Here is a 25,264-nt window from a genome sequence, read left to right as displayed (position 1 = left end):
AATTACAGATCATTTCATAAGGGGCCTTTCTTTGTAGTGAGAAAGGCTTTTTATTTTTCTCAAATTTAATAAGATACATAAATAACAACAATAATAAGTTAAAAAACAATATAATTTTATTCCAAAACGATAAATCATATGATAAAATCATGTTGTCATTAAATAAAGTGAAACTTTAATCAGTGGGGGGTTTCTCCATCCCCACTGATTATTAGTTGAACCAATCGGACTTTAATGGGCAGCCCGCCCCCCACCTAACTTCTTTGCTTTCGCTGAATTTTGAGGTAGGGGTCTTACTGCCCATTAAAGCGGGATAAAACGAGGTGCTTCTTATGAAACAAGTTACAACACTCTTTTTAAAGCTAGCTATTGTTTTTATAGGTATAGTAGTACTTGCATTGTGCATATTTTTAATACCTAAAATCGGGAATTTCGCTGGAGAATTGTATCCAGCTATTGCTTATATGAAATCTCTCGTTTTAATCGATATGTACGTAGCAGCGATACCTTTTTACTTCGCCCAGTATCAAGCGTTTAAACTTTTAAGCTATATTGATAAGAACAAAGCGTTCTCGGAATTATCAGTAAAGGCTTTAAAAAATATAAAACACTGTGCTCTCACGATTGGTACCATATACTTGCTAGGTATGCCACTCTACTATCTTATGGCAAAAAAAATTGACCCTCCAAGTTTTATACCAATTGGACTGATCATTATTTTCTGCTCTATCGTGATTGCAATTTTTGCTGCAGTTCTCCAAAAGCTCTTACAAGAAGCCATTCATATAAAATCAGAAAATGATTTAACAGTTTGAGATGAAGTATATGGCAATAAATGATGAAGGGATAGCAATTAAGCTATCCCTTCATCATTTATTATGGTTCTTTATTTACTTTAAATTCAGTAATACATGTTAATGGTGTATTTTATTATCAATCACTATTTCTTATTTTTTATTTCCTCTTTTATACTTTTCACAAATACACTTAGTTCAACAACTTCTGATTTTTCTTCCCCATATTTACGTACATTTACAGCTCCGTTCTCCATTTCCTTATCTCCAATAACAAGAACATAAGGAACTTTTTGCATTTGTGCTTCTCTTATTTTATATCCTAATTTTTCATCTCGCACATCTCGTTCAACACGAATGCCAGCTTGAGCGAACTTATCAGTAACCTCATCTGCATATTGTACATGGACTGTATTCGATACTGGAATAACTTTCACTTGAACTGGTGCTACCCAAGCAGGGAACGCTCCTCCAAAGTGCTCAATTAATATCGCTAAGAAGCGGTCTAAAGATCCTAATACTGCCCGGTGAATGACAACTGGTCTTTTCTTTTCATTCTTCTCATCTATATAATTCAAATCAAATTTCTCTGGCATTTGAAAATCTAGCTGGATTGTTCCGCACTGATGACTTCTATTTAAAGCATCTTTAATATGGAAGTCAATTTTCGGTCCGTAAAATGCACCATCACCTTCATTTAGTCTATATTTATAATTTAATGATTGTAATACATTTGCTAATGCTACCTCTGCTTGCTCCCACAATTTATCATCACCCATTGAATCTTCTGGACGAGTAGAAAGTTCTACTTCATATTCGAATCCAAAAGTTCTATATACATAATCGATTTGCGCCATTACAGATTTAATTTCATCTTCAATTTGTTCTGGAGTTACAAATAAATGTGCATCATCTTGGCAGAAAGTACGTACTCTTAATAATCCGTTTAACGCCCCACTAAATTCATGGCGATGTACTTGACCAAACTCACATATACGAATCGGTAATTCGCGATAAGAATGCAATTTATTTTTAAACATAAGCATATGTCCTGGGCAGTTCATCGGTTTTAATGCAAAACTTTTATTATCCACTTCTGAGAAATACATATTATCTTTATAATGTCCCCAGTGCCCTGATCTTTCCCATACTTCTTGGTTCATCATGAACGGAGTGCGTACTTCTTGATAATTGTACTCTTTTTGAATTTCTCTTAAAAATGCTTCTAACTCATTACGAATAATTTGTCCTTTCGGTAAATAAAATGGCATTCCTGGAGCCTCTTCAGAAAACATAAATAACTCAAGCTCACTACCTAATTTACGATGATTTCTTTTTGCTGCTTCTTCAACGAAATGTAAATACTCTTCTAATTCTTTTTGGGAAGAGAATGCAACACCATATATGCGCTGAAGCACTTGGTTATTACTATCACCTCGCCAATATGCACCGGAAACGTGAGTTAATTGAAATGCTTTCAAATAACCTGTAGATGGTAAATGTGGCCCTCTACATAAATCTACAAATTCACCTTGTTTATAAAGTGTTACACTTTCCCCATTTGGAATTGCTTCTAACAGTTCTAATTTCAGGTGATCGTTCATTTCTTGAAACAGTTTAGCTGCTTCTTCTCTAGAAACCTCAACTCGTTCTATCTTTACATTTTCATTTATAATCTTTTTCATTTCTTTTTCGATTTTTCGTAAATCTTCTACGTTTACACTACTTGGAAGATCCATATCATAATAAAATCCATTTTCAATAACAGGCCCCACCCCAAGATTTATATCACCATACAATCTTTTTACAGCTTGCGCTAAAATATGTGCCGCAGAATGTCTTGCAATTTCTACACCTTCATCTGAATCTAGAGTAATGATTTCTACTTCTGCATTTTCTTCAATATTACGGCGTAAATCATATAACCCATCATTTACTTTCCCCGCGACTGCTTTCTTTTTTAAACTATTGCTAATGGATCCCGCAATTTCTTCTAAAGTAATTCCTTTTACAAATTCTTTCACGCTACCATCTGGAAATTTAATTTCAATCATTTGTTCTTTCATTTTTCATCTCTCCATTTCATAATAAAAAGCACACTCATCCCTAAAATAGGGACGAGCGTGCTTATACCCGTGGTTCCACCCAGATTCCCATTGCAAACAATGGCTTCTTTTACGGTAACGTCGTTTACACGGCACTAGATACTTCATTTCCCCAGTGCAGCTCTAAGGTGGTAAGTTATTTTTCTGCGTTAGGAAGTTCTCAGCTTTCCTTCCTTCTCTGTATAACCGGGGAAAATAACTCGTGTCCTTTTCTTCGCTTATTATGAAATTGAATGCAAAAAAGCATATTCATCCCTAAAATAGGGACGAATATGCTTATATCCGTGGTTCCACCCAGATTCCCATCACAAAAAACATAATGGCTTCTTTTGCGATAACGTCGCTTACACGGCACTAGATACTTCGTTTCCCTAGTGCAGCTCTAAGGTGGTAAGTTATTTTTCTGCGTTAGGAAGTTCTCAGCTTTCCTTCCTTCTCTGTATAACCGGGGAAAATAACTCGTGTCCTTTTCTTTGCTTTTTATAATTACATCCATTAATTGTTATTTACTATATCTTATTCATTTTATTTTTGCAAGTGTTAAAAAAAGATTTTTTATTTAATAAAAAAAGAAACCAAAAATAGATTTTTGGTTTCCTCTTCTCAATTTTACCAATCTTGTGGTTCGTAATTTAAGTCTGCAAATAGACGTCTTTTCTCTTTCTTCGTTAAATCTCTCCACTGCCCAACTGGTAAATTATTCAATTCAATATTCATAATTCTCGTACGTTTTAACGTGTATACTTGATAACCTAAAGCTTCACACATACGACGAATTTGGCGATTCAACCCCTGTGTTAAAATAATTTTAAACTCATATTTTGATAACTGTGTGATCTCACAAGGAAGTGTTTTCGTTCCTAAAATTTTCACACCAGCTGCCATTTTTTCTAGGAAATCAGGTGTAATTGGCTTATCTACTGAAACGATATATTCTTTCTCATGTTTGTTTTCAGCACGTAAAATTTCATTAACGATATCACCATCATTCGTTAACAAAATTAAACCGTCTGAGTCTTTATCAAGACGTCCAATGTGACTAATTCGTAATGGATGATTCACTAAATCGATAATATTACCTTTTACTGATTTTTCACTTGTACATGTAATACCTACTGGTTTATTTAAAGCGATATATACGTGATCTCGAGCAATACGAAGTTGCTCTCCATTTACGCGTACATCGTCACCTGGATTCACTTGGTCACCAATTTTTGCAACCTTACCGTTAATAATTACTCTTCTCTCATTAATTAATTTATCTGCTCCACGTCGAGACGCTTTTCCAGCTTCACTAATAAATTTATTGATACGCAAATTAGGCACATCCTTTTCAAAAAAATTTCAAGCTCACACTGCTTCTACCGTACAATACAAAAAGGTAAGCCTCCTATTATAACTTAAATATATTAACATGAAAGGGTATATAACGTCTTCTATTAATTACTCATTTATAAGAAAATATCTTTATTATACATTCATTTATGCACTTTTTCTTTGTTTAATATACAAACCATTCTTCCTTACATATAGCTTGTTTACCTCTTATATCTTCTATATCTTCATGAATATTAGCTAATTTATATAAATCTGGGAACATCTCTTCCATATAATGTTGATGCGTCTTTTCATCTTTCCAATACGTTAACACTATGTAACGATTTTCATTTTTTAAAGACTTCCCAACTACTCCACCTAACATTCCTTTTGCTTTTTCCATTCCTTTATTCCAAATTGTTTCTTGCTTATGTAAAAAATACTTTTCCTTTTCCACCTTTACATCACATATAGCAACTCTTACGAATGATCCTTCTGTAACAACGTCTTTCAAATGCGTATCAGTTATATCATACAACGTTTGAAATAATTCAATTTCACATGAAAGAAACGTATCCTCTTGTTTACTATTTAAATAAATTGTATCGTGAGCACCATTCATAAATGATTGATACGCACTTCTATCTTCCCATAAAGTAAATACGCATGCCTCACTTTTATTCCATCCACCAAATTGTCCATGGAAACCATCTAGGTGCTGTATATCACGCCATTGTTCTTGTGCTTTTGAAAATAATTCCTTTTTCTCTTCTTCCACCTTACAGTAGATTGTTTTTAGTAGCATATCTAATTCCCCCTTATCTTACATTCCATTTCCCATCTGCAATACTTTCTACTTTTCCCCTAAACGAACATTATTTTTACTCTCTATTTCTTCAGCTCTTATATGTATTAAAGAGGACCATTTCATCTCGTATCCTTGTTCAACACGCATATTTATCTTTTCTGTTCCAAACAACGATACTTTAAAAGATACGCTGTTAAACATCCATTTGAACTTCCTGTTGCCACGTCTTTCGGAATCCCATAATAGTCTGCAAAATCACGAACACTTAGATCGTCTGTTTGTTTACATAACATAATTATATCCTTCTAGTTATCTATAGTATTCAAAAAAGCATCCGCTCTTTCTATCAGCCATTCACCAAACGTACTTAAAAATAATAAAATTTCATTTATATCATTTATCGGTTCAATTACATATTGTAATGCCTTTCTCATATTTTTTTCTTGTTCGGGAAAATGCTTACTAAATAATTCATAGGCAGGATATAAGTCTCTGGAGTAAAGTCCCTCTCTCTCAATTGTCAATGCTAGACCTGACCTGATTATTATCTTCATAATCCAACGACAACAATCCGCTATATCTTCCACGCCTTTATTATGTATTAACTCTTTGCGTGCTTGTCCAATTTGTTTCCCCAATTGAATAAGATGTTCATAGGCTAACTCCTGACTTACTTTATATTTAGGTAAAGACATTGTTACATCTTCACCAAATATACATACTCCATGTGTCTGTATCATGAAGCTTATAAAAGAAAAACTCTTGGAATTTATCACTTCTTTTTCACTGTAAAAACTCAATTCCACTCCTGTTATACAATTAAATTTTTGCAAAATTTGAATTTCTAGTTTCCTTCGCCAACTTAAGTCTATTAATTTAGGATCCCTTCGCACTAATATAATTACATCTATATCAGCAATACCTTTAATTCCAATCCCTCTTGGAATTGAGCCTCTTATATAAACACTGTGTAAATCATCCTGTAACAATTCACAACAAGTATTTTTTATTTCTTGTATTACCTCCATAAATATAGGTTGAACTTTTTCAATATGTGCATCATTTATAATATATCCTTCATCATCAGTAGGACAAAAACGACCTATCTTTTTTATATTTGGCAATTTATCATCTCATCTCCATACTAAATATTATTTTATTCTATACACATAGTAATTATAATTTAAATAATTCAGAATTAAAAATCAAAAGAGATAGAAAGTAAACAATCCTACAATATCATTCACTTCCTATCTCTTTTATTATCAATTATTTTTCAAATATATAATACGTTAGTTCTCCCGGATAATGTAATACTGTTACTTTCCGCTCACCTTTTTTAAAACTAACAGTATGCCCGTTTTCCCCTAAGTTCTCCCATTCACTTGCCTTTGTAATAGGCATTATACTTATATATTTATAATTCTCTTCCTTATCATCGTTAATATGGATTGCTGACATTGGTACTGGAAAATCTTCAATTTTAGATTCTTTGTCTAAATATATGATTGCAATTAAGCTAATTAACAGCATAGTCATTGAAATATTTGAAACTAGTTTTCTTCTATTCATTTTCACTAAAATTCCTCTTTTCTCACATATTTCTTTTATCATTTTACTAACTTTAATTATTCGTGTATAGAAAAGATATAATTTAAATCATTTCTAACCTATTTTCTCTACATGAAACAACATTATTGTTATATATTATAATTATAAGTTTTTAAATTTTGGAGGCGTTACATATTGCAGAAATTACTTTTTACTAAATGGACAGTTGTTATTTCCATTTTCATCATTTTCGGTACAATTTTCTACGTTACTAATGGTAAAAATAACAACGAAAAAGCAACTGTAGAAACAGCGGATACAAAAACTTTCAAAACTAAATTGCAACCTAAAATTAATGAATTGACTACTAATTATAATGACATCATCGAAAAAGATTGGTTGCCTGCTTGGGAAGAGATTAACACGAATGGAGATTCAGTAGATAGAAATAAACTATTAGTTACAATGAATGCTGTTTCCAAACAATATGAAACAATTATGAACGAAATAGACACGCTTAAAATCGAAGAAAACATAACAGATATAAATATACAAAAACAACTAATTGAATTCACAACTCAGTTTAAATCCGCATCAAATTTCATGAAAAATGCAACAAATTTGATTAGAGACGGAGTAAATAACTCTACTCCAACCAGTGAAACTATTGAAAAAACAAAACATGCTTTAGGGCTTGCAGATCAACATATTGTCGTTGCTTTATCTACTTTAACTGAAGTTGAAGAGAAATTAGGACTTGCAAAAAAATAAAACTGTTTACTATTTTAAAATAAAAAAAGATTGCAATTCACATTTTGTCTGTCTATAATATTTTTATTGATTTACAATCAATGCTTTTATAAATTTTATAATTCGGATGAACCATTCAGGAGAAGATCTATTGATCTACCGACGGGGCAAAAAGTTGCTGAATCAACTTTGAAACTCTCAGGTCTTGGTTACAAGTAGAACTGCATGGGGACGAATCTCTGGAGAGACTCCCTCTCGCTTTTTTGTAGCGCGGAGGAAAACGAGCACCGAAGGAGCAAATCCGCTACTTTAGCGGATAATCTCTCAGGTAAAAGGACAGAGACAAGCGAAAGAAAAAGCCGATTTGTATCGGTTTATTTTTCTATTCCTTGTTTCTCCAGAGACCATTTCATTTACTTGAAGTGGTTTTTATTTTTTCTAAAAAAGGAGAATAACGATGGAGACAGTAAGTAAAGTATTAGAACAAATCAATCACTATGTATGGGGATTACCAACGTTGTTGTTACTCGTTGGTACTGGTATCATTCTCACAGTGCGTTTAAAAGGTTTACAGTTTAGTAAACTATTATACGCTCACAAACTAGCTTTTAAAAAATCAGAAGATACATCTTCCTCTGGAGATATTAGCCACTTCCAAGCACTTATGACAGCTATGGCGGCAACGATTGGTATGGGAAATATAGCTGGTGTTGCAACTGCTGTGACAATTGGTGGACCTGGTGCAATCTTTTGGATGTGGATTACCGCTTTATTTGGAATGGCAACAAAGTATGCCGAAGCAATTCTTGCAGTGAAATACCGTGTTAGTAATGAAAATGGCGAATATTCAGGTGGGCCTATGTACTATTTAGAACGTGGTTTAGGTAAGAAATGGCTTGCAGTTTTATTCGCTATATTCGGTACAACTGCTTCTTTCGGTATCGGGAATATGGTGCAATCTAATTCAGTTGCAGAGGCAATGCGAATTAATTTCTCTTTCCCTCCTGCTTTAACTGGTATAGTAATGTCATTTTTAATCGCTATCGTTATTTTAGGCGGTGTAAAAAAAATCGGGAAAGTAACAGGATATGTAGTTCCTATTAAAGCTTTCTTTTATATCATTGCTGGCCTTATTATTATTTTCTATCACTACGATCAAATTCCAGAAGCATTTTCACTTATTTTTTCTGGTGCATTTAACGGTACTGCAGCTGCTGGTGGTTTTATTGGTGCAACAGTTGCATCAGCTATTCAAATCGGAATGGCGCGCGGCGTATTTGCGAACGAAGCTGGTTTAGGGAGTGCACCTATTGCCGCGGCGGCTGCAAAAACTGATTCACCTGCAAAGCAAGCTTTAGTTTCAATGACTGGTACTTTTCTAGATACGTTTATTGTATGTACAATTACAGGGCTAGTATTAATTACTACAGGTGCATGGAAATCTGGTAAAACTGGCGTTGAAGCTACAACACTTGCGTTCCAATCTGTATTCGGTACTGCTGGTAGTATGATTCTTGGTATCGCAATTATTTTATTCGCCTACTCTACTATTTTAGGCTGGTCGTATTACGGTGAGAAATGTGTAGCTTATTTATTTGGAGAAAGTGCTGTTAAATATTATAAAGCAATCTTTATTGTCATGATTGCTATTGGTGCGAATTTAAAACTAGGAATCGTATGGACATTTGCTGATATTGCAAATGGACTTATGGCCATTCCAAACTTAATTGGTCTAATTGGATTAAGTAGTATTGTTGTTGCTGAAACGAATCGCTTTTTACAAGCAGAGAAATTGAAAGAAAATAATAAAAAACAGGCAATTTAATCTATGAAAAAAGGAATGACTCATACATGATGAGCATTCCTTTTTTCATCCCCTCTTTTACTTAATTACTATTATTAAAAATATATTTATATCAATGTTTACTCCTTTTTATTCCTCCAAAAGTTTTTCACATAAATGTCATAAATCGTATGGTCTAACTATATAGTTGAAAAGGAATGCGACATTAAAGTGTCTCTGAAAAACTCATCCAAGAAAAGGGAGGAAAAATCTTTTGAAAAACAAAATCATTGTTTTCCTATCTGTTTTATCATTTATCATTGGTGGTTTCTTCTTTAACACAAATACTTCAAGCGCTGAAACATCATCTACTGATTACGTTCCTAACCAATTAATCGTTAAGTTCAAGCAAAATGCATCTTTAAGTAATGTGCAATCTTTTCATAAATCTGTCGGAGCTAATGTCTTATCTAAAGATGATACGTTAGGTTTTGAAGTCGTACAATTTTCAAAAGGTACTGTAAAAGAAAAAATAAAGAGTTATAAAAATAATCCAGATGTAGAATATGCAGAACCGAATTATTACGTTCACGCCTTTTGGACTCCAAACGATCCATATTTTAAAAATCAATATGGATTACAAAAGATTCAAGCTCCACAAGCTTGGGATAGCCAACGAAGTGATCCTGGTGTAAAAGTAGCTATTATTGATACAGGAGTTCAAGGTTCACATCCTGATTTGGCTTCGAAAGTAATTTACGGGCATGATTATGTTGATAACGACAATACATCTGATGATGGTAATGGTCATGGTACACATTGCGCTGGAATTACTGGAGCACTTACGAATAACAGTGTCGGAATTGCTGGTGTTGCCCCACAAACTTCAATTTATGCTGTCCGCGTATTAGATAATCAAGGAAGTGGTACTCTTGATGCTGTAGCGCAAGGTATTCGAGAAGCTGCTGATTCGGGTGCAAAAGTAATTAGTTTAAGTTTAGGAGCTCCAAATGGTGGTACTGCATTACAACAAGCCGTTCAATATGCATGGAATAAAGGCTCTGTTATAGTTGCAGCTGCTGGAAATGCTGGAAATACAAAAGCTAATTACCCTGCTTATTACAGCGAAGTAATTGCAGTTGCTTCTACAGATCAATCAGATAGAAAATCTTCATTCTCTACTTATGGTAGCTGGGTAGATGTTGCAGCACCAGGTTCAAATATATATTCAACATATAAAGGAAGTACGTATCAATCATTAAGTGGTACATCTATGGCAACACCTCATGTTGCAGGAGTCGCTGCTCTTTTAGCAAATCAAGGATATAGCAATACACAAATCCGCCAAATTATTGAGTCAACTTCTGATAAAATTAGTGGTACAGGTACGTACTGGAAAAATGGTAGAGTCAATGCATTTAAGGCTGTACAATACGCTAAGCAATTACAAGAAAATAAAGCTTCTTAAGAAAACTTTAATCAGTCGATCTACCATGAATGCGGAATAAAATTGAAGGAGAGACTTCTATAATTAAAGCCTCTCCTTCTTACAAACTATATTACTCTCCCTGCTTTTTAACCATATGTAAATACAGTACAAAATCCATCATTGTCGACGAATGACCAAGTTGACGGATCATCGCTGTTATATTTCCTCTATGATATGTACCATGATTTACGACATGTTGTACTAACTCTAAAATTGAAGTTTCTAATGCCTCTGCATATGGGTTCTCAATAACAAATACAGCATTCACATCTTGTATTGTAATTAAAAAGTCTTTATATTGATTTGCCATGTTTTCAAACATTTTTTCTAATTCATGTAACGATTTAGTTTCAATTTGTTTTCGTAAATCTTCTCGGTCTTGTATTGCTTCATTCATACTTTTACCATGCAATATGTGTAACCACACTTGATCTGTAATATAAATATGCACAAACGTATCCTTAATGGATGGGAATACACTCTGTATCTGCTCATTAAAAATTGTCTCATAGTTTGGTAACTCTTTTAATCGATCGAATAATCTAGTATTAGCCCAAGAATGGTAATCAAACTGCTTTAATATATAATCTTTCAATTTATATTACCTCCCTATTGTATGAAACGAATAATTTGTTTCTTCGTTTCCGATTCTCTATCAACCTTTGCAATCCCTTTTTCTTTCATTTCATGCTTATTTATCGTTTTATATTTTACATACGTATGAAATTCCGTTTGAAATGGAAACGGTGTAATCCGAATTGTTTCCTCATCTATCCATTCAGCTTGAATAGGTTTCTCCTCTTTACTATTAAACATTTCTGTTCCTTCAAAACCATCTTTAAACAAATCAATTTCATCTTTCTTTTCTACACCTGGTTTATTCATACAGACATATAAAGATAGTTCATCGCAAAACTTTAATAATCTATAATGTTTATCGAACATCACAAATTGTTCTTTTGTTAGCGTTGTCAATATTCTTTTTTGTCGTTCCAATTCCCCTGCATAAAATGACATCATCTCTTCATCTTCCTCATTTAATGGAAATGATAAAAAATGCTTACTACAAAGTAATGCTCCGTATAGATTGGAATCTTCAATTTCATTCAAACCAATCGTATAAAAGACGAAGCGTAATGAACTTGGACAATCCATAAATGTATATGGGATATTTTTAGCATCATTCAAAATTGGTACTTTATCAAGTTCTATCCATCCTCTATCATGCTCATATATTGCATCAATTGTCTCTTTTAAATATGTATCATCTTCAAAAAAATCTTCTTTTATATGCTTTGCAATCTCTCCAGCTAAAAAACCATGATCATGTTGACGAATTAATATACTTTCTTTCTCATCCTTTTCACGAAAAATCATCCGTATACTCCCCCTCATCCTCATATTACAGCGTTTTCTATGCATCAATTCTTAATTAATCCCTAATTATTAGCAGGGATTCAGTTTCTTGCAACGAAATTAACATAACTATATAGCATTCTTTCTAACAATATAAATAGCTTTATCTTTACTATCTATTATACTAAATCATTCATTCCAAAAAAATTTTTTATGAGGTGAAAACATGAACAAAACAGAATTAATTAAAAATGTCGCACAATCAGCTGATATTTCTCAAAAGGATGCTTCTGCAGCTGTACAATCTGTATTTGACACAATTGCTACTGCATTACAATCTGGTGATAAAGTTCAATTAATTGGCTTTGGAACTTTTGAAGTTCGTGAAAGATCTGCTCGTACAGGACGTAATCCACAAACTGGCGAAGAAATTCAAATCGCTGCTGGTAAAGTTCCTGCATTTAAAGCAGGTAAAGAGTTAAAAGAAGCTGTGAAATAAACAAGAAACCAGCCATTTTGTAGGCTGGTTTCTTGTTTTAATTTAGTAATTCCTTTATATTCTCTGCATGATACACCTCGCAAATATAAAATATGCATTTGCAGTTACTTACAATTTGATATTTTCTTGTTGGATACACATTCGCTGCAACAGAGCATCCATCAAATAATTCAATAATATTTCCAGAAGGCTGATACCCTTCGTATAATACGTTTCTTCTTACTTCCATCTTTTCGATAAGTTTTTCAACTGGAATGTTTCCACTCTCTAATTCACTCTTAATTGTATTTGGTAAAAACGAAGTGTCAGCAAAAATTAGGTTTTCAGATAACACTTTCCCTTTATAACTAACATGGGATACACGGTAAAGAAATGTTCCGTTTCTATCAAAGAAATTCTTTGCTTCTTTCGGGATGTACTGTCTATCAAGCACCTCTTGTTCTAGAACATCAAACTGAACTGTATCATCCAAAAGCTTTTCTAAAGCATGAATAGATGATGTATCTCCAGAAAATAAAATATTTTTAATTGCTTGTACATTATAAGTAAATTCATTTGTTCTATTTTCCGCTACTAGCATGAGGAACACCTCTTCTATAAAATATTTTATTAAACTTATTTATAATTTAAAAGCGCTACTGCGTCCAACTGTGTTATTTCGGTGACTTCTTTACTAAATATTGCAATTGAAGCCATATAATCTACACTTGGCCTTAAATCTCTCATCACTGTATGTTCTACTAACTCTTGTCTATTCTTAAAAACCAACAAGTTTGGAGGTTCATTTGGAGCTGATATAATAATATCCACTGGTAAAATTATTAGTCCTTTACCTGTCGCTTTTAGCACTGCTTCTTTTCTAGTCCAATATGTTAAAAAACCTTGTATTTTCTGTTCATTAGGTAATTTCATAACTTGCGCTTTTTCAATGTCTGTTAATACGCCTTCTGCCATTTTCATAACATCTACATTTGGATTCATTTGTTCAACATCAACGCCTACAGGTGCAGATGTTGTAAAGGCAACAACAACCCACTCACCCGAATGTGAAACAGATATTTGAGGCATGCCTTCTGGTAATTGTGGTCTACCATGTTGTAACTTACATACTGGGCACAGTCTATCAATTGGCACTTGAACTGGTGACATAGAAAGTATTTTACCTAGAACTAATCTACTAATTACACAACCTATTATAAAACGGGCACGATCTGCCGAATGATGATATGAATTTGCTTTCTCTCGTTCAACATCATTTAGTAAATTGTAATGCCATGATTGTAAATCTGAAATTCTTCCCCACCATATTTGACAATCATTCTCATTCAAAGTTGGTATAGAATCTACAACTTTACTTTCTATCATGTAAACTCTCTCCTTCTAAATACCAATATCATTTTATTTCAAAAGATTATTATCAAACTTATTCATTTACAATTTCTTTCTCTTTTTGTAATACAGGTAACGGTTTTTTCTTCTTTTTTGCCATTACCTCTTTATCAGAAATACGTAAAGAAAATAGTAATGCTACGAGTAAAAATATTGCTGATCCAATTAACGCGGCTTGATATGGCAAGAAATCTGAATGAGCATTATGTTGTGCACTATTATTTCCAAAACCAGCTAGTATACTAGCTAAAACAGCAACTCCTATCGCTGAACCTAATCGATTTTGCACATTAAATATAGTAGTTGCTCTCCCCATAGAAGATGGCGTTATATTGTTAAATGCAGAAAATTGAACTGCTCCAACTGACTGGCCTAAGAAAATACCTATGCCAAACAATAATGCCCGTATTTGCCATGGGTTCGTATCATGATTTACAAAACTTAATAAAACAAAGATAATCGCCGTACAAATTAACCCTATAGAAATTACCTTACGCGCTCCTAATTTCTTATATGACCATGGCACAATCTGTGACGATATCATTAATCCAATCGCCTCTGGGAATGTAGTAAGACCTGATTCCAGTGCGGATACTCCTATTACATTTTGATACATAAGCGGAAAAACAAATAACATTCCTAGTAAACCAGCTGAAGAAAACAATGAAATAAGACTCATTTTTCTAAAGGCTGGTTCTTTTAATAAGCGTAAATCTAACATCGGTTGCTTTACTTTCAGTTCTACGATTATAAACAATGTAATGAATACACCCCCAGCTATCCCAGTACTCATAATTTTTGGAGAAATCCACCCTTTTGATGGTCCTTGACTGAGCGCATAGATTAGCATCGCAAATCCTGGTGCTGAAAGAACAAAACCGAGAGAATCAAAGCGACCAGCTGATTTTTCAACATGCTCTACTAAAAATAGAAGTCCAAAGAGCAATGCAACGATTCCAAACGGTAGATTAATATAAAATGCCCAACGCCAAGACATTTGATCTACAAAGAAACCACCGATGATAGGACCAATTGCTGGTGCTACAGCAATTGGAAGTACAATGAACCGAGAAATCTTCGGTCTTTCCTCTGGTGAAAATGTTCGAAATAACATCGCCATTCCGACCGGTGTTAAAAGCCCTCCACCAGCACCTTGAATGATACGGAAAATATTCAATGAAGTAATATCGTTAGCCATTCCGCATAAAGCAGAAGCGATTGTAAATACGAAAAGAGCAATTAAAAATACTCTTTTCGTCCCAAAACGATCTCCTAACCAACCAGAAATCGGAAGGAATACAGCTAAACTAACTAAATACCCAACATTAACCGTCCCCATTGCAGATGGAGGTACTTGTAGTTCTTTACTTATCGTTTGTAGTGCTACATTCACAATCGTTGCGTCCATCGCAGCCATAAACATCGCTGTTATATATACGATACTTACCACTACTTTTGGATTTATTTTTTCTTTCATTATCGTTTTCCTACTACTATTTTTTCGCCAGCTTGATTACTTTTTGGATTCAAATCTTTCCAGTTATTCTCAACATATTGTAAACAATCGTTTCTACTAGCTTCTTCATATACGACACTCCAACCAATAGGTACATCAAGAAAGATAGGCCAGAGAGAATACTGGCCCTCCTCATTTTTTAATACTTTATATGTGTAATTATCATTTTCAAACGGATTCGTCATACTGTACTTACTCCTTTCTTATTCTGCAAATATTTTGCTAATACTTGTCCAATTTCTGTAAGTGGATCTGGTTGACATAAATCTTTATGTCTACAATCAATATCGTGTTGCACAATTTGTCCGTCTAAATAATTTAACCACGTATTTGGAGAGATAGGATCAAACCAGTCTGGTATAACAGTAGATCTAAAGAATAAGATATCACCGTTATACACTTTCGGTACATATTTCCCTAATAACCCTACTGAATTTACATATGTTTCTTTCAAATTCAAAATCGTCTCTTCTTCAAGACTTGCTAATGCACTTCCATCTTTACGAAGGATTTCAACTGCACTTTCCATTGTAAGTGGTTTACCATCCATGTTATCTGGGTCATATCCGCCTAAAGCAAGTAATGCGATTAACGCTTCCTCTTCAGTAGGCGCTTCCGTATTCGGTAAGAAGTGTCCAGGATAAGAGTCAAGCATAACGAGTAATTCTACTTCTTCCCCTTCATTTTGTAATTGCGCCGCCATTGCATGCACAACATTTCCCCCAAGCGACCAACCTAATAAACGATATGGTCCATGAGGCTGTACTTCACGAACGTGTTTCAAGTAATCCGCCGCCATCTCCTCTAAACTTTTTGGAAGTTCTTCATTTTTAGCAATACCACGTGCTTGTACACCATAGATTGGATAATCTGTTCCTAAAGATTTCATAAGTCCTGCATAGCACCAACTTAATCCACCTGCTGGATGTACACAAAATAGTGGTAATTGATCCCCGCTTGCTCGTAATGGAAGCAACACATCAAGTGCACTTTGACCATTCCCCATCTCAAGTCTTTCAGCTAACCCTGCAACAGTCGGTGCTGCAAATAAAGTACCAATGTTTAGTTCCACTCCAAGCGCCTCTTTCATGCGGCTCATAAGCTGCACTGCAAGGAGTGAATGGCCGCCAAGATCAAAGAATCCGTCATCAATTCCAATTTGAGGTACACTTAGCACTTCTGTAAACAAGTCACATAACATTTCTTCTTGCGGTGTTCTTGGACCACGACTAGAAGATGATGCGATAAATTCTGGAGCTGGCAATGCCTTTCTATCTAATTTACCGTTTGGAGTTAAAGGTAACTCATTTACTACTACAAAAGCGTATGGAACCATATAATCTGGTAAACTACCACTAGCAAACTGACGCATTTCATTCGTATCAATCGCTTCATTATTTGATGCAACGATATAAGAAACTAACCGTTTATCCCCTGGTTGATCTTCCCGTACAATAACGGCTACTTGCTCAACTTTAGGGTGCTTCATTATGACTGCTTCTATTTCTCCTAATTCAATTCGGAATCCACGAATTTTTATTTGATGATCTGCACGTCCTATATAATCTAGCGTCCCATCTTTACGCCAGCGAGCTAAGTCTCCTGTACGATACATTCTTGTACCTGGCTTTCCAAATGGATCTGCGATAAAGCGTTCAGCCGTTAATCCTGCTCTTCCTAAATATCCACGCGCAAGCCCTGCACCTGCAACATACATTTCTCCAACTACTCCAGGTGGCACTGGTTGTAAATAGTTGTCTAACACATACACTTTAAGGTCAGGTATACTGCACCCAATTAAACTATTTGCCCGTAAAGAAACGATAGTTTCATCTAATTCAATATAACTAACATGTACTGTCGTCTCCGTAATACCGTACATATTAATAAGCTTTGGTGCGTTATGAGGATGTCGACTATACCAATCTTCTAAGCGACTTAGCTCAAGTGCTTCTCCTCCAAAAACAACATATCGTAAAGATAATTTTTGGTCAATCTCTTCATTTTCACGATCCGCTTGCATCAATTGATAGAACGCTGATGGAGTTTGGTTTAAAACCGTAACCTTTTCTTTAACAAGAAGCTGTAAAAATTCTTTCGGTGAGCGACTTACAGTATGTGGCACTACAACTAAACGCCCTCCGTATAATAAAGGTCCCCAAATTTCCCAAACCGAGAAATCAAAAGCGTATGAATGGAACATCGTCCAAACATCGTTTCCGTCAAACTGGAACCAATGATCAGTTGCTCCTAAAAGTCTTACTACATTTTGATGAGGTATCATAACTCCTTTCGGTCTACCCGTTGAGCCTGACGTATAAATAACGTAAGCAATATGTGATGGAGATAATGGCTTAATGCGTTCCACTTCATCAATATTTTCTTCACTATATTTCTCAACTTCTGCTATTACTTTTACATCATCAACTAAAACTTTTAGTGCCTCATCACATTCAATTTCCACTTCTGAATTCGTTAAAACACATGTTGGTTTCGCATCGTGTAGCATAAATGAAATACGGTCTGCTGGGTAATCTGGATCTAACGGAAGGTATCCAGCACCAGCTTTAAGAACAGCTAATAAGCTTACAACCATGTTTAATGATCTTGGCATTGCTAAAGCAACGAGTTGATCAGGACCAATTCCTTTTGCTATTAGCAATCGAGCTATTTTATTTGCTTTTTTATTCAGCTCTTCATAATTTAACTTTTCATCTTCAAAGACAACCGCAATAGAATTTGGACTTAAATGAGCCTGCTGTTCAAATAATTGCGATAACGTCATTTCAGATGTAATTTGAAAACCACCATTCCACTTTTCTAACACTGTATTTCGCTCTGCTAAAGTTAATATTTCTAATCTACCAATTGATTGATCCGGATGTTTCGCTGCATCATCTAATAACAGAATGTATCGTTCAACTAATTTTTGAACCGTTTCACGTTTATATAAATCTGTACTAAACTCTAATAAGCCCTGTAAGCCATTTGGAGTACCATCAACTCCGTTACTTTCACTAATTTCAAATGTTAGATCAAACTTCGCAGAGCCAACGCTTTGAATTTCAAGGCTCGCTTCTATATCCGGGACATCAAAGATTGCTTCTGGCGTATTTTGGAAAGCTAACATAACTTGAAATAGCGGATGACTATTTCGAGTACGCACTGGGTTTAAAACTTCAACGAGTCGTTCAAATGGAACATCTTGATTTTCATAAGCTGCAAGATTTACCTGCTTCACTCTATTTAATAATTCTTTAAAACTTGGATCTCCTGACGTATTTGTACGTAACACTAATGTATTTACAAATAAACCAACAATATCTGAAAGTACATCATCATTTCTTCCAGCAATCGGACTTCCAATTGGTATATCAGTGCCTGCACCTAATCTTGTAAATAGTGCACTAAGCCCTGCTTGCAATACCATAAACAAACTAACTCCATTTTTCCGTGCGAGCTCTACTAACCTACTATGCATACCTGCATCTATATGAAAATGAATGGTTTCTCCTCTGTAACTCGTTTCCATTGGACGCTGATAATCTGTAGGCAACTCCAATTGATCTGGTAATCCCTTTAACTCTTTCTTCCAAAAATCTAATTGTGTTGAAATGAGACTTTCTTGCGTAGTTTCACCCCCTAACAATTGCTGTTGCCAAAGTGCATAATCTGCGTATTGAACTGGAAGTGTCTCCAGCTGAACTCTGTCACCTTGACATCGTGCTTTATACGCCGCTGTAAAATCTCTCGTTAAAGGCTGTAATGACCAGCCATCCCCTACAATATGGTGCAATAGAATTAGCAATACATGTTCGTTTTCACTCACTGTAAAAAGTTGCAAACGAACTGCCGGCTCAAAATCGAGGTTAAAGCTATATCTTACCGCCTCTGAAAGTACACTTTCTAATTCATCTTTACATGTATTAGTTATAACCATTTCTAGATTTAAGTTTTCCATATCTAAAATTTTCTGATAGGAACTACCTAATACGTTAGGGAAAATTGTTCTAAGTGTTTCATGTTTTTCAACTACATCATAAAAAGCACCTTGTAATGCTTCCCGATTCAATATTCCATTCATACGAATGACTAGCGGAATATTATAAGTAGGACTTGGACCTTCTAAACAATTTAAGAACCATAACCTGCGCTGTGCAAATGAAAGTGGAACTTCATTTGGCCTACTTGCTTTCTGAATAGCTGGTCTTGCACTATTTGCATGGTTTAATTGTTTCGCCAGTTCGGCAACAGTCGGTGATTCAAATAGTTTCCCGATTCCTAATTCCACACTTAACGTTTCACGAATTCTTGCCATTAAACGAGATGCGAGAAGTGAATGTCCACCCATTTCAAAGAAATTATCATCAATGCTAATTCGAGAAACACCAAGTACTTCTGCAAATAAATCACATAATATTTCTTCTTTCGGATTTCTAGCAACTCTCTCATTGTTCATTCCATTAAAATCAGGAGCAGGTAATTTCTTTCTGTCAACCTTACCATTTGGCGTTAATGGTAATTCTTCTAGCAATACAAATGCTGATGGCAACATATAATTCGCTAAACTTTCCGATACGTAAGAACGAATTTCTGCAAGATGAATCGTTCCCTTCTCTTCGGCAACGATATACGCAATGATTCGTTTATCATTTGGGTGGTCTTCTCGTACTATAACCACGGCTTGCTTAACATTTTCATGTCGTTGTATTACCATTTCAATTTCAGCTAATTCAATTCGGAAACCACGAATTTTAATTTGATGATCTGCGCGGCTCATGTACTCTAAAACACCATCTTTGCGCCATTTTACTAGATCGCCTGTACGGTACATGCGTTGTCCTGGTTTTCCATAAGGATTTGCAACAAACCGTTCAGCTGTTAACTCAGGTTTTCCTAAATATCCGCTTGCAAGTCCTTCCCCTGCAATATATAATTCCCCAATAACTCCAGGTGGAACTGGTTGTAACCCTGCATCCAATACATACACTTCTGTATTGCAAATTGGCTTTCCAATAGGAGGTATACCCTTTTCACCTTCATCAATGTTCATGAAAGTAGACCAAATCGTCGTTTCAGTTGGTCCATATAAATTAGTTATTGAGCAACCTAATTCTTTTAATTTATTTGCTAAATGCGCTGGAAGAGCTTCACCACCAACTAGTATGTTTATCCCTTGTAGCTTTTCTGGATAATCAGTTACTAACGCCTGCCAAAGCGTCGGTGTAGCCTGCATAATGGTCACTCTTTCTTCTTGTAAAAGTGTCGTTAATACAGAAGGCTCTTGTATGTCTTCTTTTTGCGCAATTGTTAAACTTGCACCACTAATAAGAGGTAAATAAATTTCTAGAGCAGAAATATCAAACGCAAACGTTGTAACTGCTAATAAATGATCATGTTCATTTAACGAAAACTTTTGTTGCATAGCCATTAAAAAGTTACTTAAACCTCTCATAGGAACAATTACACCTTTTGGGTTTCCTGTTGAGCCTGAAGTATATATTGTATAGGCTGGGTTTAAAAGTGATACATCATTCTTACATGCTATATTCATACGAGAATATGTATGTAACGCTAGTTTCGTTTCTTCTTCATCTAATACAATTTTTTTCATATCATTTTCTATAACTAACTTAGATGAAACAGATGAATGTGTTATGATACAAACTGGTTTTGCATCATTTACTATATAATTAATTCTTTCTGCTGGGTATTCTGGATCTATTGGTAAATACGCTGCACCAGCCTTTAAGACTGCTAGCATACTAACTACCATTTCTATTGATCTAGGGAATACTAAAGCTACAAACTGGTTTGGTCGTATTCCTTCTTCTACTAAATAATGTGCTAGTTCATTCGCTCGTTCATTTAGCTCTTTATACGTAAGGTTTACACCGTCACAAGTAATGGCTAGTTTATTGGGATTTTTTTGCACTTGTTTTTCAAATGATATAGGCAGACTGATTAACTCATCGTCTTCCTTCGTTTCATTCCATTCCAATAAAACTTTATGATTTTCTTCAGGCAGAGTAATGTTTATTTTTCCAATCGACTCGTTTTTCTCATAATTATTTACTACTAATTCAAATAGACTCATAAATCTTTCTTTATGCAATGCTAGCTCCGCGCCATTATATACTTCAGGATTTGCATCAAAATGAATCATTAGCTCATTTTGATCAAAACGTTTATATACATTTATTGATAAATCATCGACAGGTCCTGCTGATAAATTATGCGTAATACCACGATTTCCAGCAAAATTTAGCCCGTAATCAAAAGGCATAACATTCACTAACGGTCCAAACAACCTTTGATTTTCACCTAGTAACTTTAAGTCTCTTCTTAATTCCTCATGACGGTATTTATAATGGCGACGTACATCTCGGATTTCTTTAGAAACTTGCTGCAATAATTCCGCAAGAGTTATATTTGGAGTTACTGTAATACGAAGTGGCACTAAATTCATTACCATACTTGGTGTATGAATAGATACCGAACCTAGACGTCCCATCATCGGTAAACCTAAAACAATATCATTTGCACCTGTTAACTTATGCATATAAATACTTGTTACAGCGACAATGAATTCCGGCCAACTTGTTAACGAAATATTGATATCTTCTAATAAAGTTTTCGTGCTAGAACTAGATAAATAAGCTGTTTCTCGTGAAAATCCATTTGATGTTCTCGGTGCTCGCTCTGCCAAGCTTACAACTTCTGGTTCATCCGCAAATTTTTCTAACCAAAAAGTACGATCTTCCTGAAATTTTTTAGACTCACGATACTCAATATTTTCTTGCACAACTTTTGCAAGAGAACCAAATGGCTTTTCATTCTTATTTGTTTCTTCTATAAGTGATGTATACTCATTCGCTACCTTTTGGCTAAGAAGTGAAAATCCATAGCCATCCATCACAATGTGATGGATGCGCTGATACCAAAAGAAACGATTATTTTCAACTTGAATAAGTGCTTCAGTAAATAATGTATCTTTTTTCAAATTGACTGGTATAGATAAATCATTTTTCATCCATACTTTAGCAGCTTCTTCAGGGTTTTCTTCTTTACGAACGTCAATAAAATGCATATGAAACTGTGATTCTTCAACAACTTGCCATGGGCCAATATCATCCTCTTCGAAGCGAACGTGAAGTGCCTCTGCTTCCATTACAACTTTACGTACAGCTAATTCAAAAATGTCTTGATGAATATTTCCGTTTATTTCTACATATTCCCCAGTATTATATATCGGATTAAGCGGATCTAATTGTTGCGCAAACCACATACCAGACTGCGCAGATGATAACGAATGACGAATCTTTTGACTGTTAGGCATTCTTTACTACCCCTTTATTATGTAGTCTATTTGTTACAGCACCTGTGCTGTTTGTGAAGATAGTAAACTGTACCAACCTGCAACAGTTGGACGTTCTGCTAAATCTGCAAAAGTGATTTCTTTCCCTTCACGACGCCATTTCTCTACTAAACTCATAATTCTGACCGAATCAAGCCCTCTATTTAATAAGTCCTCATCAATATCAATACTCACTACTGGCTCACGAAGTAGTTGTGCAACTAGTTCATGCACTTCCTGTATAGTGATTCCTTCACTCTCATCACCTTTTACACTTTGTAAATCTTTTAACAGTAGGTTTGTTGATGTCGTTACTGCACATCTATTAGATGCATACTCCAATGCTTGTTTATGATGCTCTAGTGAAAAATCAGCAACTGCATCTGCTACAAAGAACGGCTCTATACCATCCATAAATGCTTCACAAGCTGTTAAAAGACAGCCAATATGCGCATAAATACCGCAAATAATGAGTTGATCTCTTCCTTGTTCATTTAAAATTTCTAATAGATTTGTCTTTTTAAATGCACTATATCTCCATTTTGTTAGGAATATATCATCTTCATCAGGAGTAAGTTCATCAACAATTTTCTTTTTATCTGGTCCAGCAGGAATACCGTCACCCCAAAAGTCTTGTAATAAACCTCGTTGTTCTAACGTTTGCCCACCAGGTTGTGCTGTATAAACAACTGGTATACCAAGTTCCTTACATTTTTCTCTTATCATTTTAATATTTGAAATAAGTGCTACTTTTGGTGATTCTTTATCGCTATATGCATCAAGAAAATATTCTTGCATGTCATGAATTAAAAGTACTGCACGTTTCGGATCTGGTGTCCAATTCACTTTATTTTTTGGTAGTTCTGATTCAATTGGCATTTTATATACTGAAATAGATGGGATAGCCATCTAATCACTTCCTTCCGGTTTTTATTATTGTTTTACTATAATAAGTTTTTCAGCAATGACTTTACGTAGTTCTTTTTTGCTGACTTTTCCGACTCCTGTTTGCGGAAATGATTCAATAAATTCAATTCGATCTGGAATTTTATAAGCCGCTATACCACGTTCTCTTAAAAACATTTTTAATTCACTTACTGCCGGAACTTGTCCGCGAGCTATAACAAAAGCACAGGTGCGTTCACCTAAATAATCGTCAGGCATAGATACAATTGCTACGTCATGGACCGCATCGTGTGCTAATAGATGATTTTCAACTTCTTCCGCAGCAACTTTCTCACCACCACGGTTAATTTGATCTTTATCTCTTCCTTCTACAATGATGTATCCTTGTTCATTTACTTTTACAAGATCACCTGTGCGATAAAATCCATCCTTTGTAAATGATCGTGCATTATGCTCTTCGGCTTTATAGTAACCACGAATTGTATATGGACCTCGTGTTAATAAACTACCTACTTCGCCAGGTTGTACATCGTTGTCATTTTCATCAACAACTCGTACTTCATCGAGTGCAGACATTGGTCTACCTTGTGTATGAATAATAATTTCTTCCGGATCGTCTAATCTTGTATAGTTCACTAATCCTTCCGCCATACCGAATACTTGCTGTAACGTACATCCAAATGTAGGGCGTATACGTCTTGCAACCTCAGCGCTAAACTTAGCACCACCTACTTGAATCACCTCTAGGCTTGATAAATCGGTATTACGAGAAGATGCAGCATCAAGCCATATCATTGCTAATGGCGGTACGAGAGCAGTAATCGTAACTTTTTCTTTTTCGATAAGTGTAAATGCCTCATCCGGACTACCTCCAGTTGCCAGCACAACTTTTCCACCCGCATAGAAAGTTCCAAATGTCCCTGGAGAACTCATCGGGTAATTATGTGCTACTGGAAGAACGGCCATATAGACACTCTCTGCACTTAAATTACAAATTTCAGCGCTAACACGTAAACTATAAATATAGTCATCATGTGTTCTAGGAATTAATTTAGAAAGTCCTGTTGTCCCTCCTGATAATTGGAGAAACGCAACATCACTTGGCTGAACTTCTGGTAATGGAACGGGATCCATATACAGATCATTTATGTTCACAAACTCTTCTTCTTCTCCCACTACAATTACATATTGTAAATTTGGCACTTTCTCTTTCACTTCTCTTGCTAGTTTTCGATAATCAAAACCGAGAGCCTTATCTGAAATAACGTAAGCGTTCGCCTCGCCAAACTCATAAAAATAACTAATTTCACTGCTTCGATGTGAAGGTAGTGCAAAGACAGGAAGCGCTCCAATTCGAAATAGTGCAAAACATATTTCGAAAAACTCGATAATGTTAGGTAACTGGATTACAACTCTGTCCTCTTTCTTTATTCCTAAATTCAGTAAACCTGCTGCTAAACGATCTACCTTTTTATCAAGTTCACTATACGTTATATGCGTCTTACCGCTTACAACCGCGATTTGATCTCCATATTTCTCAGCGCGCTCTCTTAACACTCCTCCAAATGTTTCACCAAGCCAATACCCTTCTTCCCGATAACGATCTGCAAATTCTTTTGGCCATTCCGTATAACCTACTAGCAT

General features: G+C 35.0%; 20 protein-coding genes, 1 riboswitch and 2 other annotated features. Of the genes, 5 read left to right on the top strand and 15 right to left on the bottom strand.

Annotated elements, in window-relative coordinates:
* The first annotated feature begins 332 nt into the window (after positions 1–332).
* Complete coding sequence (locus tag ATN06_RS11770; protein ID WP_060630784.1) at positions 333–815, top strand: DUF2975 domain-containing protein; 483 nt, start codon at positions 333–335, stop codon at positions 813–815.
* Positions 816–940: 125 nt separating this feature from the next.
* On the opposite strand, the gene thrS is transcribed toward ATN06_RS11770, so the two are convergent.
* From thrS to ATN06_RS11740, 6 genes are all read right to left on the bottom strand, one after another.
* Positions 941–2,860, bottom strand: a complete 1,920-nt coding sequence (thrS, locus tag ATN06_RS11765; protein ID WP_060630783.1) for a threonine--tRNA ligase — start codon at positions 2,858–2,860, stop codon at positions 941–943.
* Positions 2,861–2,904: 44 nt separating this feature from the next.
* Positions 2,905–3,123: a binding site (T-box leader), on the bottom strand.
* Positions 3,124–3,158: 35 nt separating this feature from the next.
* Positions 3,159–3,382: a binding site (T-box leader), on the bottom strand.
* Positions 3,383–3,508: 126 nt separating this feature from the next.
* Positions 3,509–4,216, bottom strand: a complete 708-nt coding sequence (gene rluF / locus ATN06_RS11760) for a 23S rRNA pseudouridine(2604) synthase RluF (RefSeq protein WP_001222167.1) — start codon at positions 4,214–4,216, stop codon at positions 3,509–3,511.
* Between the two features lie 184 nt (positions 4,217–4,400).
* Positions 4,401–5,021, bottom strand: a complete 621-nt coding sequence (locus ATN06_RS11755) for a YdbC family protein (protein ID WP_060630782.1) — start codon at positions 5,019–5,021, stop codon at positions 4,401–4,403.
* A 152-nt stretch (positions 5,022–5,173) separates the two neighbouring features.
* The gene (locus ATN06_RS29200) at positions 5,174–5,317 is read right to left on the bottom strand and encodes a PhzF family phenazine biosynthesis protein (RefSeq protein WP_176225734.1); all 144 of its coding nucleotides are present in this window, start codon (positions 5,315–5,317) and stop codon (positions 5,174–5,176) included.
* A 12-nt stretch (positions 5,318–5,329) separates the two neighbouring features.
* Positions 5,330–6,148: a nucleotidyltransferase family protein gene (locus ATN06_RS11745; RefSeq protein ID WP_060630781.1), complete on the bottom strand. Its 819-nt coding sequence runs from the start codon at positions 6,146–6,148 to the stop codon at positions 5,330–5,332.
* 145 nt (positions 6,149–6,293) lie between these two features.
* Complete coding sequence (locus tag ATN06_RS11740) at positions 6,294–6,638, bottom strand: hypothetical protein (RefSeq protein ID WP_060630780.1); 345 nt, start codon at positions 6,636–6,638, stop codon at positions 6,294–6,296.
* Between the two features lie 132 nt (positions 6,639–6,770).
* Here ATN06_RS11740 and ATN06_RS11735 point away from each other — a divergent pair, with 132 nt between their 5' ends.
* From ATN06_RS11735 to ATN06_RS11725, 3 genes are all read left to right on the top strand, one after another.
* Positions 6,771–7,346, top strand: coding sequence for a hypothetical protein (locus ATN06_RS11735; protein ID WP_060630779.1), 576 nt, complete (start codon positions 6,771–6,773; stop codon positions 7,344–7,346).
* 208 nt (positions 7,347–7,554) lie between these two features.
* Positions 7,555–7,675, top strand: a riboswitch (glycine riboswitch).
* 107 nt (positions 7,676–7,782) lie between these two features.
* Positions 7,783–9,150 carry an alanine/glycine:cation symporter family protein gene (locus ATN06_RS11730; RefSeq protein WP_060630778.1) on the top strand — a complete coding sequence of 456 codons (1,368 nt, stop codon included), beginning with the start codon at positions 7,783–7,785 and terminating at the stop codon, positions 9,148–9,150.
* A gap of 232 nt (positions 9,151–9,382) precedes the next feature.
* Positions 9,383–10,576 (top strand): S8 family peptidase, encoded by a 1,194-nt coding sequence (locus ATN06_RS11725; RefSeq protein WP_060630777.1) that lies wholly within the window; start codon positions 9,383–9,385, stop codon positions 10,574–10,576.
* A 91-nt stretch (positions 10,577–10,667) separates the two neighbouring features.
* Here ATN06_RS11725 and ATN06_RS11720 read toward each other — a convergent pair whose 3' ends face one another.
* Positions 10,668–11,192, bottom strand: a complete 525-nt coding sequence (locus ATN06_RS11720) for a DinB family protein (protein ID WP_060630776.1) — start codon at positions 11,190–11,192, stop codon at positions 10,668–10,670.
* Positions 11,193–11,206: 14 nt separating this feature from the next.
* The gene (locus ATN06_RS11715) at positions 11,207–11,974 is read right to left on the bottom strand and encodes a DUF3891 family protein (RefSeq protein ID WP_060630775.1); all 768 of its coding nucleotides are present in this window, start codon (positions 11,972–11,974) and stop codon (positions 11,207–11,209) included.
* A 205-nt stretch (positions 11,975–12,179) separates the two neighbouring features.
* Here ATN06_RS11715 and ATN06_RS11710 point away from each other — a divergent pair, with 205 nt between their 5' ends.
* A complete protein-coding gene (locus ATN06_RS11710) occupies positions 12,180–12,452 on the top strand; it encodes an HU family DNA-binding protein (RefSeq protein ID WP_001043907.1) in 273 nt (90 codons plus the stop codon).
* Positions 12,453–12,489: 37 nt separating this feature from the next.
* On the opposite strand, the gene ATN06_RS11705 is transcribed toward ATN06_RS11710, so the two are convergent.
* The 7 genes from ATN06_RS11705 to ATN06_RS11675 are packed head-to-tail and all read right to left on the bottom strand — an operon-like array spanning position 12,490 to position 25,264.
* On the bottom strand, positions 12,490–13,032 hold the full coding sequence (locus tag ATN06_RS11705) for a hypothetical protein (RefSeq protein WP_060630774.1): 543 nt from the start codon (positions 13,030–13,032) through the stop codon (positions 12,490–12,492).
* Between the two features lie 35 nt (positions 13,033–13,067).
* Complete coding sequence (gene sfp, locus ATN06_RS11700) at positions 13,068–13,817, bottom strand: 4'-phosphopantetheinyl transferase Sfp (protein ID WP_060630773.1); 750 nt, start codon at positions 13,815–13,817, stop codon at positions 13,068–13,070.
* A 58-nt stretch (positions 13,818–13,875) separates the two neighbouring features.
* The gene (locus ATN06_RS11695) at positions 13,876–15,318 is read right to left on the bottom strand and encodes an MDR family MFS transporter (protein ID WP_060630772.1); all 1,443 of its coding nucleotides are present in this window, start codon (positions 15,316–15,318) and stop codon (positions 13,876–13,878) included.
* Positions 15,318–15,542 (bottom strand): MbtH family protein, encoded by a 225-nt coding sequence (locus tag ATN06_RS11690; RefSeq protein WP_060630771.1) that lies wholly within the window; start codon positions 15,540–15,542, stop codon positions 15,318–15,320. Before ATN06_RS11690 ends, ATN06_RS11695 begins: the two co-directional genes overlap by 1 nt.
* Positions 15,539–22,696, bottom strand: a complete 7,158-nt coding sequence (locus tag ATN06_RS11685; protein ID WP_060630770.1) for an amino acid adenylation domain-containing protein — start codon at positions 22,694–22,696, stop codon at positions 15,539–15,541. Before ATN06_RS11685 ends, ATN06_RS11690 begins: the two co-directional genes overlap by 4 nt.
* A 33-nt stretch (positions 22,697–22,729) precedes the next feature.
* Positions 22,730–23,623: an isochorismatase family protein gene (locus ATN06_RS11680; RefSeq protein WP_060630769.1), complete on the bottom strand. Its 894-nt coding sequence runs from the start codon at positions 23,621–23,623 to the stop codon at positions 22,730–22,732.
* A gap of 24 nt (positions 23,624–23,647) precedes the next feature.
* Positions 23,648–25,264 (bottom strand): (2,3-dihydroxybenzoyl)adenylate synthase, encoded by a 1,617-nt coding sequence (locus tag ATN06_RS11675; protein ID WP_060630768.1) that lies wholly within the window; start codon positions 25,262–25,264, stop codon positions 23,648–23,650.

The sequence above is a fragment of the Bacillus thuringiensis genome (assembly GCF_001455345.1).
GTDB lineage: Bacteria > Bacillota > Bacilli > Bacillales > Bacillaceae_G > Bacillus_A > Bacillus_A thuringiensis_N.
Note: the sequence above shows the minus strand (reverse complement) of the source record. Positions and strands in the feature narration are given on the sequence as shown.

Coding starts and splice junctions, on each gene's coding strand:
- ATN06_RS11680 (WP_060630769.1), bottom strand. CDS start 23,623: ATGGCTATCCCATCTATTTCAGTATATAAAATGCCAATTGAATCAGAA.
- thrS (WP_060630783.1), bottom strand. CDS start 2,860: ATGAAAGAACAAATGATTGAAATTAAATTTCCAGATGGTAGCGTGAAA.
- ATN06_RS11685 (WP_060630770.1), bottom strand. CDS start 22,696: ATGCCTAACAGTCAAAAGATTCGTCATTCGTTATCATCTGCGCAGTCT.
- sfp (WP_060630773.1), bottom strand. CDS start 13,817: ATGATAGAAAGTAAAGTTGTAGATTCTATACCAACTTTGAATGAGAAT.
- ATN06_RS11710 (WP_001043907.1), top strand. CDS start 12,180: ATGAACAAAACAGAATTAATTAAAAATGTCGCACAATCAGCTGATATT.
- ATN06_RS11675 (WP_060630768.1), bottom strand. CDS start 25,264: ATGCTAGTAGGTTATACGGAATGGCCAAAAGAATTTGCAGATCGTTAT.
- ATN06_RS11715 (WP_060630775.1), bottom strand. CDS start 11,974: ATGATTTTTCGTGAAAAGGATGAGAAAGAAAGTATATTAATTCGTCAA.
- ATN06_RS11730 (WP_060630778.1), top strand. CDS start 7,783: ATGGAGACAGTAAGTAAAGTATTAGAACAAATCAATCACTATGTATGG.
- ATN06_RS11770 (WP_060630784.1), top strand. CDS start 333: ATGAAACAAGTTACAACACTCTTTTTAAAGCTAGCTATTGTTTTTATA.
- ATN06_RS29200 (WP_176225734.1), bottom strand. CDS start 5,317: ATGTTATGTAAACAAACAGACGATCTAAGTGTTCGTGATTTTGCAGAC.
- ATN06_RS11695 (WP_060630772.1), bottom strand. CDS start 15,318: ATGAAAGAAAAAATAAATCCAAAAGTAGTGGTAAGTATCGTATATATA.
- ATN06_RS11740 (WP_060630780.1), bottom strand. CDS start 6,638: ATGATAAAAGAAATATGTGAGAAAAGAGGAATTTTAGTGAAAATGAAT.
- ATN06_RS11755 (WP_060630782.1), bottom strand. CDS start 5,021: ATGCTACTAAAAACAATCTACTGTAAGGTGGAAGAAGAGAAAAAGGAA.
- ATN06_RS11690 (WP_060630771.1), bottom strand. CDS start 15,542: ATGACGAATCCGTTTGAAAATGATAATTACACATATAAAGTATTAAAA.
- ATN06_RS11705 (WP_060630774.1), bottom strand. CDS start 13,032: ATGCTAGTAGCGGAAAATAGAACAAATGAATTTACTTATAATGTACAA.